Below are 16653 nucleotides of genomic sequence, written 5' to 3' on the forward strand. Positions count from 1 at the left end.
AACCAAAATAGTAAGAGTGGTTGGGCAATGAGACGCAGATTATTTAAAGTATTCTTCCATCCGCATTCATGGTTCCATTGTTGATGATTAGAAAAATCAACATCACTATTTTCTTGTACCTCAGTTTCAATTTGACGAGATTTATTTAAGCCTAACAAGGCTGGAGAATTTAAACTATGGTAGCAACTGTTGGGTGAGCATCTCTTGCCAAATGTTTCAAGATTTGTAATTCTACATCCATTGCCCTATTTACCTTTCAGGGTTTTATTTTTTTATTCTTTTATTCAGAATACCCGGAAAGTGACAGAAGAGGGATACTATATTGGTCAACGCTTTATAAAAACAGGCGATCGCTTACGGTATTAGATGCGATCGCAGTAATCTAAATTATATCTGGATCGATGTTTAATTCTCGCAGTTTTACTGCCAAACGTTCTACTTTTTGTTCTGCCTGTTCCATTCTTTGTTCTGCCTGTTCTGCCGTTTCTTCAGGTGTTGGCACTAGTTGCCCAACAGGTGTAAAAAACCGCAATAGTCCCTGATAAATTCCCAAATATAAACCTAGCTGATGACTCCACAAATGTCCTTGTTCATTTGCTAGTAAAGGTTGATATTTTCCATCTACTAAATGAAATCCGGCAAATTCTTGTGTATAAGGGTCAAACCAAAAATAATCAGGGGTGCGGAAAATATCTTGATAAATTTCTTTCTTTAAACCTTTATCTGTTTTCGCTGTTGATTCTGACATCATTTCTACAATGACATGGGGATATTTGCCATACTCTTCCCAGACTACCCAACTTTTTCGGATTTTACGTTCTGTTTTTAATACTACAAAAAAGTCTGGGCTACTAAGGTGTCTTGATTTTAGTTGTTGCGTATTGTAATAAATAGTCAGATTTCCCGTCGCATAAAAATCATTTCTGTCTCGCCACAACAATTTCAGGCATTCTAAAAGTAAGATTAGTTGTTGCATATGCAGTTCTGTTTCCCAGGGAGGTTCGTCACTATATAAATCACCTGGTGGAAATATCACATCTTTCGAGATGTCTTCTTGAGAATCTAATTCTTGAGCAATGGTCATAGAATCGATACTGCATCAAGTAGTTATGGATTTATTTTATCACTAGCGATCGCATAGCATTCCGTAGGCGATTACCTACGGTACGCTACGCGAACGCAGCAGTCTAAATTGTATCTGGATCAATATTTAACTCTCGCAGTTTTACTGCTAAACGTTCTGCCTTTTGTTCTGCTTGTTCTGCCTTTTGTTCTGCTTGTTCTGCCTTTTGTTCTGATTGTTCTGCCTTTTGTTCTGCTTGTTCTGCCGTTTCTTCAAGTGTTGGTACTAGTTGCCCAACAGGTGTAAAAAACCGCAATAGTCCCTGATAAACTCCCAGATATAACCCTAGTTGATGACTCCACAAATGTCCTTGTTCATTTGCTTGTAGAGGTTGATATTCTCCATCTACTAAATGAAATCCCGCAAATTCTTGTGTGTAAGGGTCAAACCAAAAATAATCAGGGGTGCGGAAAGTATCTTGATAAATTGTTTTCTTTAAATCTTTGTCAGTCTTCGCTGTTGAGTCAGACAAAATTTCTAGAATTACATTTGGATATTTGCCATCTTCTTCCCAGACTACCCAACTTTTACGAGTTTTGCGTTCAGTTCCCAGTACTACAAAAAAGTCTGGCCCCCGGAAGTGTTCTGATTTAAGTTGGCGCGGACTATAGTAAATAGTCAGGTTTCCAGCTGCATAGAAATCGTTTCTATCTCGCCATAGCCATTTTAGGCATTTGAGTAAGAGCATAATTTGCTCTAGATGTAGTTCGCTTTCCAAGGGAGGCTCATCACTATATAAATCACCAGGGGGAAAAATAACATCTTGACAGATGCCTTTTTGAGAATCTAATTCTTGAGCAATGGTCATAGAATCGATACTGCATCAAGTGGTTATGGATTTATTTTATCAGTTTTGTAGTAGGCGATCGCTTATTTTTAGGGCAATGGTAAATAAACTATTCGGTCTTGATATTCATCTTCTTCTGAAGCCAAAGCAGCTATTATTAATTCTTCTATATTTTCACCAATACTCAAATTGGGATTGAGGATACAAATTCCTGGTATATAACGCTTAACAGCGATATGATCAGCTAAATATCCCGGCATAGAAGTTCGGTTGTTTGTCACAAGTACAAAACTATTCTTCTCACACCAACACAGAATTACTGGATCAAGTGTACTTGTAGGTGGAGTTCGACAACTTTTTTCATATTAATAGCTCCAATAACTGTAATGAAACTATATTTATCTAACCCCACACTACAATGCAACTTTCTGAAGTTGAAGAGATGCGATCGCTTATACTTAGAGTGGTTTTGGGGTTGTCTGTGGTGCATCGTTAAATAGCCTCGATTCAAAGTCCCAGGTAGAAAACCCAGGTAAAGACTGCTGCTAGAGTGAAGCAGGGGCGAATTTTCCGAGATGTTTAACTCAGTATTGCAGAACGTCAAGGAACCTTTGGTTGTCTGGAACTCATAGAAGTACCTCATGCCCTTTTGGGTGTAACGCCAATGGAAGTTGCGAGTTTTACCGATGAATTCGGAGCAAACTTACCTAAGCGTATGAATAGAAATGCGCTTTTTGGTCAGGTTAACCAGTAAATTAGAGGTAGGGTGTAAAAAATAAACTAAATCAAAGTAATGTCTAACGACAAGCCGCAAGCCGTCTGCGCGTCTCATCTTGCATCTATCATCGGTGAAGAAAATGCTGTTTGCCTGTGGGAAAATATCGAAGTAGGTCAGCAAGAACGTATCCAACGGGCTGTAGCTTCTGGAAATTATCCCAGTTGTATCGTTTATCCGCGTACCCAACAACAGCTAGCCGCAGTCATTGCAACAGCTCACAGTCACAACTGGCGCGTACTCCCCTGCGGTAGTGGCAGTAAACTTAGCTGGGGCGGTTTAGCTAAGGGCATTGATGTCGTAGTTAGTACAGAACGTATTAACCAACTGATTGAACACGCTGTTGGCGATTTGACAATCACGGTAGAAGCTGGGATGAAGTTTTCTCATCTCCAAGCACTTTTGGCAAACTCGCGGCAATTTCTTGCCCTTGACCCCACAGCACCAGAGTCGGCAACCATTGGCGGTATTGTTGCCACAGGTGATACAGGTTCTTTGCGGCAACGTTATGGTAGTGTGCGTGACCAGTTACTAGGTATTACCTTTGTGCGTGCTGATGGACAAGTCGCCAAAGCTGGGGGAAGAGTAGTTAAAAATGTTGCCGGATATGATTTGATGAAGTTGTTTACTGGGTCTTACGGCACATTAGGCTTCATTAGTCAACTAACTTTTCGGGTGTATCCGCTACCAGAGGCATCGGGGACAGTGGTACTGACTGGCACGGCGGAGGCTGTATCTCAAGCGGCTGATATCCTCCGAGGTTCGGCGTTAACACCAGTCCAAGCTGATTTGTTATCAACTAAATTGGTGTCTAGTTTAGGGTTGGGTCAAGGGCTGGGATTAATTGCCCGCTTCCAAAGTATTAGTGAGAGTGTTAAAGAACAGTCAAACCGAGTTTTGGAAGTAGGGCAAAAATTGGGCTTAGATGGGGCAATTTTTGCCGATGGTGATGAAGCTAATCTATGGCAGAGATTGCAAGAACGAATACATACTGCTGCTACAGAATCTGTAATTACCTGCAAAATAGGAGTGTTACCTACTGCTGCTGTAGAGATTTTGACTCAAGTGGAGTTAGGTTTGATTCATATAAGTAGTGGTTTAGGTTTGTTACAATTAGAGGATAAAAATCAAGTTTTGAAAGTGCGCGATGAGCTACACTCCGCCGGAAGCGATGCCTACGGCGGGCTGCGCCTACGCACTCAAGGTTACAATGGGTTTTTAACAATTCTGGAAGCACCAGTAGCAGTTAAAGAACAAATAGATGTTTGGGGTTATATGGGGAATGCTTTGCCGTTGATGCGCCGTATTAAAGAACAGTTTGATAGTAAAAATATTTTAAGTCCTGGTCGGTTTGTGGGTGGGATTTAGTATTAACTTGCCGCAGGCTACCGATAAGGATATTAAGGAAGAGAGAGAATAAATAATTATGCAAGTTTCAGAAAATTCTGTTAATAATACGGCTAGTTTAAAGAATTTAAAGGGGTTTGATGAGAATCATCCGCCTGACCCGAAGTTGATTGATAGTTGTGTACATTGTGGGTTTTGTCTCGCAACTTGTCCGAGCTATCGGGTGCTTGGCAAGGAGATGGATTCTCCTAGAGGACGCATCTATTTAATGGATGCAATTAATGAGGGTGAAATTGCCCTGAATACAGCAACAGTAGAACATTTTGATTCTTGTTTGGGATGTCTTGCTTGTGTAAGTACTTGTCCTTCTGGTGTGCAGTATGACAAGTTGATTTCTGCAACTCGTCACCAAGTTGAACGGAATTATCCCCGCAGTTTGCCAGACAAATTCTTTCGTCAACTAATATTTTCTTTGTTTCCCTATCCCAATCTTTTACGATTTTTATTAGTTCCGTTGTTAGTTTATCAAAAGTTGGGGTTTGCTAAATTCTTTCGCGTTACAGGTTTACTCAACAAAATATCGCCCCGTTTGGCAGCAATGGAATCAATTCTGCCAGAAATTACTCTCAAATCTTTTCAAGATAATTTGCCTACTATCATCCACGCTCAAGGTGAAAAGCGTTACCGAGTTGGGATGATTTTGGGTTGCGTGCAACGGTTGTTTTTCTCTTCAGTGAATGAAGCGACGGTGCGAGTTTTAACGGCGAATGGTTGTGAAGTTGTCATTCCGAAATCTCAAGGTTGTTGTGCTGCGCTTCCCGAACACCAAGGACAAACAGAACAGGCAAAAGCTTTAGCAAGGCAGATGATTGATAGTTTTGCTGATACTGATGTAGATTTTGTAATTATCAACGCTGCTGGTTGCGGTCATACTTTGAAGGAATACGGCCACATTTTAGAAAATGACCCAGAATATCGGGAAAAGGCGAAGGATTTTGCAGCTAAAGTTAAAGATGCTCAAGAGTTTTTGGCAACTGTTGGCTTAACAGCGAAACTTTCACCATTGGCTGATAAACCCTTGAATTTAGTTTATCAAGATGCTTGTCATTTATTGCATGGCCAAAAGATTAGCGTGCAACCGCGTCAGGTATTGCGACAAATTCCCGGCGTGAAGTTGACAGAACCAATAGATGCGGCTTTGTGTTGTGGCAGCGCTGGGGTTTACAATATGCTGCAACCGGAAGTGGCCGATGAATTGGGTCAGCAAAAAGTGCAGAATTTACTAAATACTGGTGCTGAATTAATTGCTTCTGCTAATCCGGGGTGTACTTTGCAAATTACGAAGCATTTGCAGTTGCAAGGTAAGAAGATTTCAGTTATTCACCCGATGGAGTTGTTGGATTATTCGATTCGGGGTGTGAAGCTGGAATTATAGATATTTCTTGTGGGTTGGACATTTTGTTATTAATGTCAACTTAACGTAAAAGTTGGTAGACCTCTAGCTGGAAAAATCTGTTTGGCGTAGGCGAGACAATGCGATCGCGGCGCTACGACCCTGTATCACAGCCTACACCTAATCTAAGCCCCAGCGATACCCGTTTCTACGTCTAAGGATATAAGTTTGTTTAATTTTGAGATATTTAATGAGATATTAAATTGAAAATGAATTCAGATAGAAACTTATGACAACTGAGCAAGAGCTTCAATCTCTTTTTAATAGTTTAGATCGCGATCAAGACGGCAAAGTCTCCATTCATGAGCTTTTTTTAAGTCCTGGCTTAAGTGCAATCATCTCATCAGAAACAAATACCAGTAGCCCCCAGGAATTACTAGTACGGTATGATGCGGACGAAGACGGTAGTATTACCTTTGAAGAGTTAAAGGAAGCAGTTGAGAAAGCTAGTAATTTAACCTAGCGGTCAAAAAAACCAATACCCAAAATCCCTCTCCAGCCCACGCTTTGAGGGATTTGCAATTTTCATGGTCATTGGTGACTCGCTAGCCCAAAAGAGAATTGAACTAATTGATCAAGTTGTTGATAAAGGCGATCGCAGTGGATTCATCAATAAAGCCGGATAATTTTCATAAAATCTACCTATAGGTGATTTCTCACAATAAGCTATTGCAACTAAGCTGACAGAGAAATACCTAATTTTTATATACTTTTCTATATGGTAGATATCTATATCATTAACCTATTTGTGATTGGTCTACTTTTGCTGATGGTCACATTAGGGTCAGGTTGGATTTCTCGCTTACCTCTTTCTTTTGCCATTATTTATTTAGTGGTTGGTATTTTGCTAGGCCCTTATGGCTTAGGATTGATTCAATTACGTCGAGATGAAGTTTTCAACGCCGAATTGCTGAAGAGATTAACAGAACTTGTAGTAATTATCTCTGTGTTTGGCTGCGGCTTAAAAATCGTTCGCCCTCTCAAGTTAAGGCATTGGGATATTACGGTGCGATTGATTGGATTTCTAATGCCAATTTCAATTTTTGCCCTGGCTGCTGTGGGTAAATTGTTTTTAGGTATGAATTGGGGCGAGGCGATTTTGTTGGGAGCAATTCTCGCACCTACAGATCCAGTATTAGCATCAGAAGTACAACTGACCGATACTAACGACCAAGATGAGTTGCGCTTTGGTTTAACTTCTGAAGGGGGGTTAAATGATGCTTTAGCTTTTCCCTTTGTTTATTTTGGCATTCATGCGCTAAAAGATGACAACTGGGGCAACTGGTTTCAGCAGTGGGTTTTGGTTGATTTGATTTGGGCGATCGCTGCTGGTATAGTAATGGGAATTGTTGTAGCTAAAGCAATAGTTTGGATTGAACAAAGACTTGCAAAAGGCCGTCCTGCTGATGAGTTAATGGAAGACTTTGTGGCTATCAGCACGATTTTACTAAGTTATTCCTTAACAGAAATTGTTAATGGTTATGGATTTCTGGCAGTATTTGTGGCTGGGTTAGTTGTTCAACGCAGTTATAGAAATCCTGAAAAACCACTGGCACAATTGGAATTTATTGAGCGAATTGAAAAGCTACTAGAAGTTGGGACAATTTTGTTATTGGGTTCAATATTGTTATTTCAGCCGATGGTCAATTATGCTGGTCAATCTTTGTTAGTAATAATTTTATTATTCTTCATCATTCGACCCGTAGGAGTTTGGATTAGCACCATAGGTAAACGTTCTCTAGACTCACACCGTCGAACTTTGCATCCAGGAACTCGTTGGTTATTTGGATGGTTTGGGATTCGCGGTGTTGGCTCTTTATATTATCTAGGCTATGCGTTTGGTAATGGTTTAAAAGGTGAAGCTGCCGAAGAAATTGCCTGGATAACTTACACTACTATTGTGGTTTCTGTGATTGTGCATGGAATTAGTGCAACTCCTTTAATGAAGTGGTATGAGCGCAATATTGCTAATCAGAGAAACGCTACTCCTCGCGCCACAATTAATGAATTTAAATAGGGTGTGTTTAATACGCTTGGGTTAAGATCCCCCCGCCTGCGGCGACTCCCTTAAAAAAGGGGTAAAAGAGATATGAGCAAGCTTTATATGACTAACCCAAGCGTATTGGTTGAGATTTCCTATTTACCTGTCACCTTTTCAATAACTTCTTTCGCTTTTTCGCCGAAACTTGCTTGCGGCTTTTGTTCTTGTTCAGCTTTTAAATTCCTTTCGTAAGTCTTCTGGATAGTATTAAGGTTTTCTCCATCTTTTATTGCTTGCTCATAAGCTTCTTGGCGTTCTTCTTCTTGAACGCCAACACCTGGATCATATTCGTTAGCACGATTAATTTGTTCTTCGGAATTTGGTTTATACTCTGGAGGTACTAACTTTAATTCTTCAAGAGTAGTTGCATAACTAGCTTGCTGAACAAAAATGAACGAACTCGACAAGCTGATGAAAACCATCAAGCCAACAACCAAAATGCTCGAACGTAACGCCTGTTTTAAAGTTAATAGAATTTTTTGCATGGAAAAACCCTCCTAATTTTCTGTTATGAGCCTTTGTTATGTATAAATAGATTCGATAACAAATGCTCATTCAGGCATCGTAGATGTTTAGGTACAGTTCTTCCTTCTACCGTAGGATATATTAATTTTTATCCAATACGTTTTGGTTAAGGCAAGAGACGCGATAAATCGCCGTCTCTACATGAGGTCTTTGGGTTTATACCCAAGCGTGTTGAGCTATAACCAACTGTGATTAATTTTAATTCCTCGGCTTTGCATTATATCTTCAAATAGATTTGTTGGTAATGCTTCTTCCACAGGAAAAACACCTGGTTTATTGAGTTTACCTTCCAGCAATAATTGGGCAATACTACCCGTGCCATAACCAGAAGCGATCGCTGTATTTTCATGCACTATAGTTGAACAATAAACGGCTGTTTCACCATTTTTTTGTCCGGTAATTTCTGAACGAACTGCTACGCCAATTCCACTAAAGTTATTGGTAACATCTGTCATCGAATGGCTGACATGAGACAGAAATTCAATCATGTAACGACGCTGCATTAACCACTTGGGAAAAATGTGTGCCGCAATCCAAGTTAGGTGATTGTAAAAATCGGGAATAGAGCCAAACTTGGTAATAACAGTTTTCACTGATGGGAAGGCGTTGGGTAATGTAAAGGTTTCTGGCATATCAAACCAGTAAACTCCACTGCGTTCATAAGGAGGCGGAAACTTAACTATCTCCCTTTCACTATAAGGCTTAACTACCTGCCATTTTCCATCTATCCAAGCCTCAAAAGGATACTGCAATCCGAGAAATGTTGTCCGCATCACTGTAATGCCAGCACCACCAGAACCAGAAACCAAATAACTTAAATGGATCTTTTCTGCTTTATCAAATTGTTCAACACCCTGACGTACCATGCTGTTAGAAATACCAGGAAAAATCCCAGTATTAATAATTGCCGTTACGCCAGCAGCAGCAGCTTGTTCATGATATTTGAGAGCCTTACTGGTATAAGAACGGTGATCGCTGACATCTATATAGTTAACGCCTTGAGCAATACAGGTTTCGAGAACATTAGTATCTCGATAGTGAAATGGCCCCGCACAGTGGACGACTAAATTAGAGTTTGCGATCGCATCTCGTAGTTTGTCAACTTCTGCCAAGTCCAATACCAAAAACTGCACTTGTCCCCCCGAAGACAAGCTAACAGCCCTCCCAAACTCGGCAGAACGTCCAGTAATTGTAATTTTTGCCTGGGTGTGGGTAGCTAGATCGTGGGCAACACTACTACCAATCCGCCCCCGTCCTCCAAGAATTAAAACGCTGTCTGTCATTACTCCAGTATTAGCGATACTAACCTTATTTCATCAATTTTCTATTGTGTTTGCCATCGGTTATAAGTATGACTTGCTTGCCAATAAAGGAAGACTTTTCAATTATTGGTAGTTGCAGGAGTTACGCAAACAATAGCTAAAACCCTGATTTCCAGGTAGGGGCAATTCATGAATTGCCCCTACCGCGTGTAGTTTTGTGCTTCAATTTGCCTGACTACCGTTAGCGCCGAATAACTTACCCCAGCAGTGCCTTCGCCTGGGTGGGTGGAGTCACCAACTAACCATAAATGATCGATGGGTGTACGATTGGCAAATCCGAAGGGGCCAAAGGTGGGTATTCTTTGACCAATGCCCCCAACTATACCGCGATCGCGAGCTGTGAAATGGGCAAAGGTGCGGGGTGTTGCGGCTTCTACGTGAATAATAGTTTCTGGTTTGAGATAGAAGTATTGGGCAAGATGGGCGATCGCTTCTTGGGTATACTTTTGTTTGAGTTCTTCATAATTATCAGTCTGCCACCACGGTGTCGGATCGACAAATGAAGAAGCGATAATTGTCGCTTTCCCCTCCGGTGCGCGGCCATCTCCTGGATGACTGACGGAAACAAACAGGGAATTATTCTCACCAATGGGACGATCAGCATCATACATAAATTGTAGGTGGGGTGGACATCCTAGCGGAATAGCACTGGCATCTACACCCAAATAAACCACAAACGCACCTGATGCTTGAGGCAGTTTTTCCACGCGGTTTTTATAACCAGATGGCGCTTGTTCTCCCAATAACTGCACCAAATTTTGTACGGTGACGTTGCTAACTATATGGTCGGCTGCTTCTGTCCACACTTCGCCAGTTTTCTGATTTCTAATCACTACAGCATTGGCTTTGCCGTTTTCTACTTTGATTTCTTCTACAGTGTGACGCATCAATAGTTTACCACCGTCTTTTTCTAAAGCTTGTACGAGGCGATCGCTTAATACTTGCATACTACCTTGGAGGTGAAATAATCCTTGGGGTAGTTGCGATACACTCAACGCTGTGGCAGCGTAAAGTAAAGCTGTCTCCTCTGCATTCACCTGGGAATACAACTTTAGTTGCAAATCCAAAAAGGTTCTCAGCCGTTGATCATTTCCCAGTCCACATAACCGTAAGGCGTCTCCCACCGTAAACAATGTGAATGGTACGGTAATTAATGTACTAAGACGTACCGCTTGCACTAGCTGCCATAAATCCCATAAATTACGCGGTGGTAGCACCGGATCGCGTCCTTGAAATTCCCAACTAGCATTAAATAAAGTTGTCATCAATTGCCAAAATAATTCGCTACCAGGAAACTGTTTTTGCCGTTCCTCTTGCCATTTCTTTTGGTCGCGCCAAACGTTGATAGGCGTACTTTCCCCAGGTAAATATACTGCACAAGCAGGATCACAAGGCGTTGCTTCTGGTAAATTGATTGACAATTCTGAGAAAATCCGGTGGTGAATTCCCCCTGCTTCTAACCCCGCCACCTGAGTTGCTCCCACATCAAAGGTAAATCCTTGGCGTTTAAAGGTCGAAGCACAGCCTCCAGGTACAAGGGCTTGGTCTAGGATGAGGACGCTGTAACCTCTATGGGCTAATAATGCTCCAGCAGTCAGTCCACCTATTCCTGCACCGATGACGATTACACGAGTTTTACTTTTGTCAAGAGAAATGCTGGACATTGATTAGTTTCTTTAAATTTCTTAATATTTTTACTTATAATTTTACCTTCTCTGAAAGTTAAATAGATTGCGAAAGGTGCGATTTTTCAGTTGAGTCTAATACAAACCTAACCCTCAAGCCGTTCTCTATAAGGGAAGGAGAGTAAGATTCAAAGCCTCTCTCCTTTTGTGTCTCTTGAGGCAATTTACGATAGCCCAAAGAAACCTCACCCTGGTTCTGCTACGCAAAACCTGTCCCTCTCCTTAGTAAGGAGAGGGATGTCCGTCAGGACAGGGTGAGGTTTTCCAAGGATTTCGGGTAATTCGATGACTTGTGTGTACACCGTAGCGTTTTAGGAGAAAAGTTAAGCTGTAGTTATCAATATTGCAACGGGAGCGGTATTTCTTGCAACGGGAGCGGCATTTCTTGTAACGGGAGCGGCATTTCTTGTAACGGGAGCGGCATTTCTTGTAACGGGAGCGGTATTTCTTGTAACGGGAGCGGTATTTCTTGTAACGGGAGCGGTATTTCTCGTAACGGGAGCGGTATTTCTCGTAACGGGAGCGGTCTACCTCATAGTTGCTGTGTCCCTACCCTAAAAGTGGTCTATATTCCATGCAATTGAGAACCGCTATCTTTAAAGTCACGGATAAGATAAAGGAGTAACATAGCTCCTCACACAAAAGTAGCAATGACCTCAACCCTGCGGAAATTTACTCGTCTCAATGCCCCGACGCTGCATCAGTTGCCCAATGGTTTGACAATCATTGCCGAGCAAATGCCAGTTGAAGCCGTAAACCTCAATTTGTGGATTAAAGTTGGCTCCTCTGTGGAATCTGATGCCATTAACGGCATGGCTCACTTTTTAGAGCATATGATTTTTAAGGGAACAGAACGACTGGCTAGTGGCGAGTTTGAACGTCGAATTGAAGAGCGGGGTGCTGTAACTAATGCCGCTACTAGCCAAGATTATACTCATTACTATATAACTACTGCACCCAAAGATTTTGCCGAGCTTGCGCCACTACAAATAGATGTAGTATCTAATGCGAGTATTCCTGATGATGCCTTTGAACGTGAGCGATTGGTAGTCTTAGAAGAAATTAGGCGTTCAGAGGATAATCCTCAACGGCGGACATTTAGACGGGCGATGGAAACAGCCTTTGATGAGCTACCTTATCGCCGTGCGGTGTTGGGGCCAGAATCAGTAATTGCTGAACTTAAACCCCAACAGATGCGGGATTTTCACAATAGTTGGTATCAACCCCAGTCAATTACTGCTGTGGCTGTGGGTAATTTGCCCGTGGAAGAATTAATTGCAATTATTACTGAAGGATTTACAAAAGCTAATAAAGGTCAGCGTTCAGTGGTCAGTAGTCAGCATACAACACTGAATCCTGAATCTCCATTTACAGAAATTGTTCGTCGAGAATTTATAGATGAAAAGCTGCAACAAGCTAGGCTCGTTATGGTTTGGCGGGTTCCAGGAATGACCCAGCTAGAACGCACCTATGCATTAGATGTCTTAGCAGGAATTTTGGGGCAGGGACGGACATCAAGACTGGTACGAGATTTACGAGAAGAACGGGGATTGGTTTCCTCAATTTCAGTGAGCAACATGAGCAATCAACTGCAAGGAACATTTTATATTTCAGCTAAATGTGCAGTGGAAAATTTAGCTGAAGTTGAGGATGCGATCGCCCTACACATTAGTAAATTACAAACAGAGTTAGTCACAGAAGCAGAAATTGCCCGTATACGGCGGCGAGTAGCTAACAGATTTGTTTTTGGCAACGAAACACCAAGCGATCGCGCTGGGTTGTACGGGTATTATCAATCTTTGGTAGGTAATTTGGAACCCGCGTTTAACTACCCAGATAATATTCAGAGCCAAGATGCAACAGACTTGATGCAAGCAGCCAAAGAGTATCTTTGCCCAGATGCTTATGGTGTCGTTGTTGTTAAGCCATAAATTAGGAAATGGGACATTATCAAAATTAGGAGTACCTGTGTTATGGCGTTTCCTAATCTAGCGAGGTACAGCTTAACCTCACCCTGGTTCTGCTACGCAAAACCTGTCCCTCTCCTTACTAAGGAGAGGGAAAGATTTACCTTTGGGTAATCTTGGGTGAGGTTTTAATATGTACTTCATTTACCAGGGAACCGCTATAACGTGTACTCCTAACTCCTAACTCTTATTAAGTAAAAGTGTGCTGTTATTATCAATCAAAGTAATATCTCCGCCAGTGGCGATGTCTCGGTTGGGCTGCGATGCACCATAAGTTTGAATGTAGCGCTGCACCTCTAGGGGAAAATGGGGGTAATCTAACACCGCATCTCCATCGGCAATAGTTGCCCAGAAGTCGCGCAAACTAGGAGCTAATTCTTTTGCCTGTGATAATGGTAAGTTTAATGGAGAGTTAGTTAGTAGCCTGATTAAAAAGGGGAAAGAGCGATCGCCCATCCACTGCCGCGATGATTGTTGCAAGTCGGGGAACTCAGCCACAGACTCTACCCGATGAGATAAAATTTGCAACCATTGTTTACCTTGGTTATCCTGATTAAACTCTAGCACCCGATAAGGGTGAGGATAGCTAACTAAAGAACCAGTGGTAATATCATATACTCCGTCTGAGTAAGCAACATCCTGAACGTGCAAATGCCCCGTAAATACTAGCTTGACTCCGTACCGCTTTAGCAACTGCAACAATTCTGCTGAATTCGCCAACATATAGCGATTTGCCAGTGGGTGGTTCGACTGATTGGGCAAATGCTCGACGACATTATGATGCACCATCACCAGAACTAATTCATCACCAGATGCCGCTAGCACCTCTTCTAACCAGCGTAGCTGTTTGGTATCCAAACAACCCACCTGCTCATCTTGGTCATTGAAGGAGTTAGAATTAAGTCCAATCAGCTTAACTCCAGGTAGCAACTGACGAATGTAGTAAATCTGCTGTGGATCGTCATAGCCAAACTTAGTGTAATAGTAGGGAAAATCTGCAAAAGCAATTGATTGCTGATCAGCCAACAGCACAGGAACGTCATGATTACCAGGAACAACATAGACAGGAAAAGGTAGCTGGGCTAACCGTTGTTGCAACCAGGCGTGGTTCTCTGGTTCGCCATGCTGGGTTAAATCTCCTGGTAGCAAGAGGAAATCTAAATTGAGTTGTGTTAGATGTTCTAGGACACTTTCAAACGCCGAGATACTGACTTCCACCAGATGAAATCGGCTAGGATGATTCCAGATTGTGTGGGGGAGTGCCAGGTGTAAGTCACTGACTACCGCAAAGCGAAAATTGAGAGTCATCGATTTCTGAAAATGTTAAAATCAGGGGTTAAAACAAGCCTTTTCCCAAAAGTATAACGCTTGCTTTGTTTGCCTGCTGAGGAACGCATCCACTTAACATTTGTATACGGTTCATTTTATCGTTGTAGAGAATGCCCCTCGACTACACCATTGAGGAAGCATGAAAAGGTTTTAAGCTTAATCTAGTTCGGTTTAAAATAAGCATTTGAGAAAAATTAAAGGCTAAAACTATTGATATTACGTAAGAAAGTCCGAGTCCGCCAGCATGTTAACCCACTTGGTAGCAAATATCAAACACCAGCGAGTCCCCTTGACTGGGAAAAAGTTTATGCAAAGCCAAATCAACCACTACATCTAGATATTGGCTGCGCGAAGGGACAGTTTTTATTGAATATGGCAAATATAGAACCCAACTGGAATTTTCTCGGCTTGGAAATTCGGGAACCCCTGGTTATGGACGCGAATAAGTTACGTTATGAGTTAGGTTTAACAAATCTGCACTACTTATTTTGTAATGTGAATAATTCCTTGCCGCTATTATCTTCCCTCCCTCCAGGAAGTTTACAGCGCGTTACAATTCAATTTCCCGATCCTTGGTTTAAAAACCGTCACGCTAAACGTCGTGTAGTGCAACCCGAATTAGTAGCGGAATTAGCTAATTATCTGGCGGTTGGTTCCATTGTATTTCTGCAATCAGATATGGAATTTGTCGCCGTGGAAATGCGCGATCGCTTTGCTGAAAATCCAGCTTTTGAGAAAATGGGTATAGGAGAATGGCTATCTGAAAACCCGCTACCAGTCCCCACAGAACGGGAAATATATACCCAAAGTAAAGGTGAGCCTGTTTATCGAGCTTTGTTTGTTAGGCGAGAAGTTAGCAATGAGGGGTAATGACGAGCGCTCGTCTAGCGCATACATAATAATTTTAGTTTGGGGATGGTACACACCATCCCCATTTTTTATCTTTCCAGTTCATCTACTGCCTTGGGAACTCCCGCAGTTAATACCTCATGTCCATCAGGTGTAACTAACACATCATCCTCGATGCGAATACCTATGCCAACCCATCGAGGATCAGTTTCTGGTTGTTCTTCTGCTAGTTTAGTATTTGGCACAATATATAGTCCCGGTTCCACTGTTAGAATTTGACCTGGTTGTAAAATCTGCGGTTTGTCTTCACCGTGTTGATAAACTCCCACATCATGGACATCTAAACCTAACCAATGACTGGTGCGGTGCATATAATATGGCTTGTATTTCTCTTCCTCAATTAACTTGTCAATTTCGCCTTTGAGGATGCCAAGTTCAACTAAACCTTCAGTGAGGACGCGCACTGCTGTATCATGAATTAATTTGAAGGGATTACCTGGTTGCACTTGAGCGATCGCTTGTTTTTGCGCCTCTAAAACAAGCTCATACAGTGTCTTTTGTTCTGGCGTAAATTTACCCCCGACAGGAAATGTCCGGGTAATATCCGAATTGTAATAACCGTAAGTACAACCGGCATCAATTAGCAGTAATTCCCCATCCTGCATTTGACGATTATTTTCAATGTAGTGGAGTACGCAAGCATTCACGCCAGAAGCCACAATTGAAGGATAAGCCGGCCCTAACCCACCCCGCACTCGAAAGATGCGTTCCATCTCCGCCTGGATTTCGTACTCATAACGTCCGGGTGCAGCGATTTTTTGGGCGTAATTGTGTGCTTCAGTGGCGATCGCTACTGCTTGACGCATCAATTCCAACTCAGCTTCACTTTTGATCAATCTCATGCTGTTGAGGACAGGGCCAGTATCTTCAATGGCGATTGGCCCTGTGCCGCGCTTTGGATAAGTCCGCAGTAAACTTTGGTAATGTCCCAAAATTTGGTCATTGAAGGTGCGATCGCGTCCTAAATGATAGTAAATGCGGCTGGCTTTTTCTAAATACTGCGGCAACTTTTCATTTAACTCGCTAATCGGGTACGCTTCATCAGCACCATAAATTTCCTTCGCTGCATCTACCCCACAAAGATAACCAGTCCATACTTCCTTTTCACGATCCTTCGGTTGGACAAATAGCACAAACCGATGTTCTGAATGATGCGGCGCTAACACTGCTACTGCCTGTGGTTCATTAAAACCAGTCAAGTAGAAGAAATCACTGTCTTGGCGATAAGCATACTCGACATCGTTGTGCATCACTGCCATTGGCGCACTGCGAAAAATGGCTGTGCCATCACCAATTTTTGCCATTAACTGCTCGCGACGCTGCCGATATTCTGCTTGCATAGCTGATGTATTTATGAAAATATTGTTTTATTTTACACTTTTGACTTTGA

Annotated in this window: 15 protein-coding genes and 1 pseudogene; 6 read left to right on the top strand and 10 right to left on the bottom strand. The window is 42.0% G+C overall.

Going from position 1 to position 16653, the window contains the following annotated elements; all coding sequences use genetic code 11:
• The 5 genes and pseudogenes from F8S12_RS16560 to F8S12_RS16580 all read right to left on the bottom strand — a co-directional run.
• Positions 1-176, bottom strand: a pseudogene (locus F8S12_RS16560) (IS701 family transposase); the annotation flags it as partial.
• A 206-nt stretch (positions 177-382) separates the two neighbouring features.
• Positions 383-1084 (bottom strand): Uma2 family endonuclease, encoded by a 702-nt coding sequence (locus tag F8S12_RS16565; protein WP_196517242.1) that lies wholly within the window; start codon positions 1082-1084, stop codon positions 383-385.
• Between the two features lie 103 nt (positions 1085-1187).
• The gene (locus F8S12_RS16570) at positions 1188-1931 is read right to left on the bottom strand and encodes a Uma2 family endonuclease (RefSeq protein ID WP_196517243.1); all 744 of its coding nucleotides are present in this window, start codon (positions 1929-1931) and stop codon (positions 1188-1190) included.
• Positions 1932-1999: 68 nt separating this feature from the next.
• Positions 2000-2170: a hypothetical protein gene (locus tag F8S12_RS16575; RefSeq protein ID WP_196517244.1), complete on the bottom strand. Its 171-nt coding sequence runs from the start codon at positions 2168-2170 to the stop codon at positions 2000-2002.
• A gap of 56 nt (positions 2171-2226) precedes the next feature.
• Positions 2227-2553: a hypothetical protein gene (locus F8S12_RS16580; RefSeq protein ID WP_196517245.1), complete on the bottom strand. Its 327-nt coding sequence runs from the start codon at positions 2551-2553 to the stop codon at positions 2227-2229.
• Between the two features lie 150 nt (positions 2554-2703).
• Between F8S12_RS16580 and F8S12_RS16585 the strand changes: the two genes are divergently transcribed.
• The 4 genes from F8S12_RS16585 to F8S12_RS16600 all read left to right on the top strand — a co-directional run bounded on the left by F8S12_RS16585 (position 2704) and on the right by F8S12_RS16600 (position 7502).
• Positions 2704-4053 carry an FAD-binding oxidoreductase gene (locus F8S12_RS16585; RefSeq protein ID WP_196517246.1) on the top strand — a complete coding sequence of 450 codons (1350 nt, stop codon included), beginning with the start codon at positions 2704-2706 and terminating at the stop codon, positions 4051-4053.
• 58 nt (positions 4054-4111) lie between these two features.
• A complete protein-coding gene (locus F8S12_RS16590; protein WP_196517247.1) occupies positions 4112-5467 on the top strand; it encodes a (Fe-S)-binding protein in 1356 nt (451 codons plus the stop codon).
• A gap of 247 nt (positions 5468-5714) precedes the next feature.
• Positions 5715-5948, top strand: a complete 234-nt coding sequence (locus F8S12_RS16595; protein WP_196517248.1) for an EF-hand domain-containing protein — start codon at positions 5715-5717, stop codon at positions 5946-5948.
• 255 nt (positions 5949-6203) lie between these two features.
• The gene (locus F8S12_RS16600) at positions 6204-7502 is read left to right on the top strand and encodes a cation:proton antiporter (protein ID WP_196517249.1); all 1299 of its coding nucleotides are present in this window, start codon (positions 6204-6206) and stop codon (positions 7500-7502) included.
• A gap of 119 nt (positions 7503-7621) precedes the next feature.
• Here the strand turns inward: F8S12_RS16600 and F8S12_RS16605 are convergent, their stop codons facing one another.
• From F8S12_RS16605 to crtD, 3 genes are all read right to left on the bottom strand, one after another.
• Positions 7622-8011 carry a hypothetical protein gene (locus F8S12_RS16605; RefSeq protein WP_196517250.1) on the bottom strand — a complete coding sequence of 130 codons (390 nt, stop codon included), beginning with the start codon at positions 8009-8011 and terminating at the stop codon, positions 7622-7624.
• A gap of 216 nt (positions 8012-8227) precedes the next feature.
• Positions 8228-9334: a saccharopine dehydrogenase family protein gene (locus F8S12_RS16610; RefSeq protein ID WP_196517251.1), complete on the bottom strand. Its 1107-nt coding sequence runs from the start codon at positions 9332-9334 to the stop codon at positions 8228-8230.
• Between the two features lie 179 nt (positions 9335-9513).
• Positions 9514-11037, bottom strand: coding sequence for a C-3',4' desaturase CrtD (crtD, locus tag F8S12_RS16615; RefSeq protein WP_196517252.1), 1524 nt, complete (start codon positions 11035-11037; stop codon positions 9514-9516).
• Positions 11038-11708: 671 nt separating this feature from the next.
• Between crtD and F8S12_RS16620 the strand changes: the two genes are divergently transcribed.
• Positions 11709-12989, top strand: coding sequence for a M16 family metallopeptidase (locus tag F8S12_RS16620; RefSeq protein ID WP_196517253.1), 1281 nt, complete (start codon positions 11709-11711; stop codon positions 12987-12989).
• A gap of 216 nt (positions 12990-13205) precedes the next feature.
• Here the strand turns inward: F8S12_RS16620 and F8S12_RS16625 are convergent, their stop codons facing one another.
• Positions 13206-14333: a metallophosphoesterase family protein gene (locus F8S12_RS16625; RefSeq protein ID WP_196517254.1), complete on the bottom strand. Its 1128-nt coding sequence runs from the start codon at positions 14331-14333 to the stop codon at positions 13206-13208.
• Between the two features lie 231 nt (positions 14334-14564).
• Here F8S12_RS16625 and trmB point away from each other — a divergent pair, with 231 nt between their 5' ends.
• Positions 14565-15224 (top strand): tRNA (guanosine(46)-N7)-methyltransferase TrmB, encoded by a 660-nt coding sequence (gene trmB, locus F8S12_RS16630; RefSeq protein WP_230968059.1) that lies wholly within the window; start codon positions 14565-14567, stop codon positions 15222-15224.
• A gap of 68 nt (positions 15225-15292) precedes the next feature.
• Here the strand turns inward: trmB and F8S12_RS16635 are convergent, their stop codons facing one another.
• Positions 15293-16603: an aminopeptidase P N-terminal domain-containing protein gene (locus F8S12_RS16635; protein WP_196517255.1), complete on the bottom strand. Its 1311-nt coding sequence runs from the start codon at positions 16601-16603 to the stop codon at positions 15293-15295.
• Positions 16604-16653 lie beyond the last annotated feature (50 nt).

Origin of the sequence: Nostoc sp. WHI (assembly GCF_015714725.1) — a bacterium.
Taxonomy (GTDB): domain Bacteria; phylum Cyanobacteriota; class Cyanobacteriia; order Cyanobacteriales; family Nostocaceae; genus Nostoc.

What these genes read in the sequence shown, in the direction of transcription:
- F8S12_RS16625 (WP_196517254.1), bottom strand. Translation starts at nt 14,333, where the DNA reads ATGACTCTCAATTTTCGCTTTGCGGTAGTCAGTGACTTACACCTGGCA.
- F8S12_RS16595 (WP_196517248.1), top strand. Translation starts at nt 5,715, where the DNA reads ATGACAACTGAGCAAGAGCTTCAATCTCTTTTTAATAGTTTAGATCGC.
- F8S12_RS16570 (WP_196517243.1), bottom strand. Translation starts at nt 1,931, where the DNA reads ATGACCATTGCTCAAGAATTAGATTCTCAAAAAGGCATCTGTCAAGAT.
- F8S12_RS16620 (WP_196517253.1), top strand. Translation starts at nt 11,709, where the DNA reads ATGACCTCAACCCTGCGGAAATTTACTCGTCTCAATGCCCCGACGCTG.
- crtD (WP_196517252.1), bottom strand. Translation starts at nt 11,037, where the DNA reads ATGTCCAGCATTTCTCTTGACAAAAGTAAAACTCGTGTAATCGTCATC.
- F8S12_RS16635 (WP_196517255.1), bottom strand. Translation starts at nt 16,603, where the DNA reads ATGCAAGCAGAATATCGGCAGCGTCGCGAGCAGTTAATGGCAAAAATT.
- F8S12_RS16600 (WP_196517249.1), top strand. Translation starts at nt 6,204, where the DNA reads ATGGTAGATATCTATATCATTAACCTATTTGTGATTGGTCTACTTTTG.
- F8S12_RS16565 (WP_196517242.1), bottom strand. Translation starts at nt 1,084, where the DNA reads ATGACCATTGCTCAAGAATTAGATTCTCAAGAAGACATCTCGAAAGAT.
- F8S12_RS16605 (WP_196517250.1), bottom strand. Translation starts at nt 8,011, where the DNA reads ATGCAAAAAATTCTATTAACTTTAAAACAGGCGTTACGTTCGAGCATT.
- F8S12_RS16585 (WP_196517246.1), top strand. Translation starts at nt 2,704, where the DNA reads ATGTCTAACGACAAGCCGCAAGCCGTCTGCGCGTCTCATCTTGCATCT.
- F8S12_RS16580 (WP_196517245.1), bottom strand. Translation starts at nt 2,553, where the DNA reads ATGAGGTACTTCTATGAGTTCCAGACAACCAAAGGTTCCTTGACGTTC.
- F8S12_RS16610 (WP_196517251.1), bottom strand. Translation starts at nt 9,334, where the DNA reads ATGACAGACAGCGTTTTAATTCTTGGAGGACGGGGGCGGATTGGTAGT.
- F8S12_RS16575 (WP_196517244.1), bottom strand. Translation starts at nt 2,170, where the DNA reads ATGCCGGGATATTTAGCTGATCATATCGCTGTTAAGCGTTATATACCA.
- F8S12_RS16590 (WP_196517247.1), top strand. Translation starts at nt 4,112, where the DNA reads ATGCAAGTTTCAGAAAATTCTGTTAATAATACGGCTAGTTTAAAGAAT.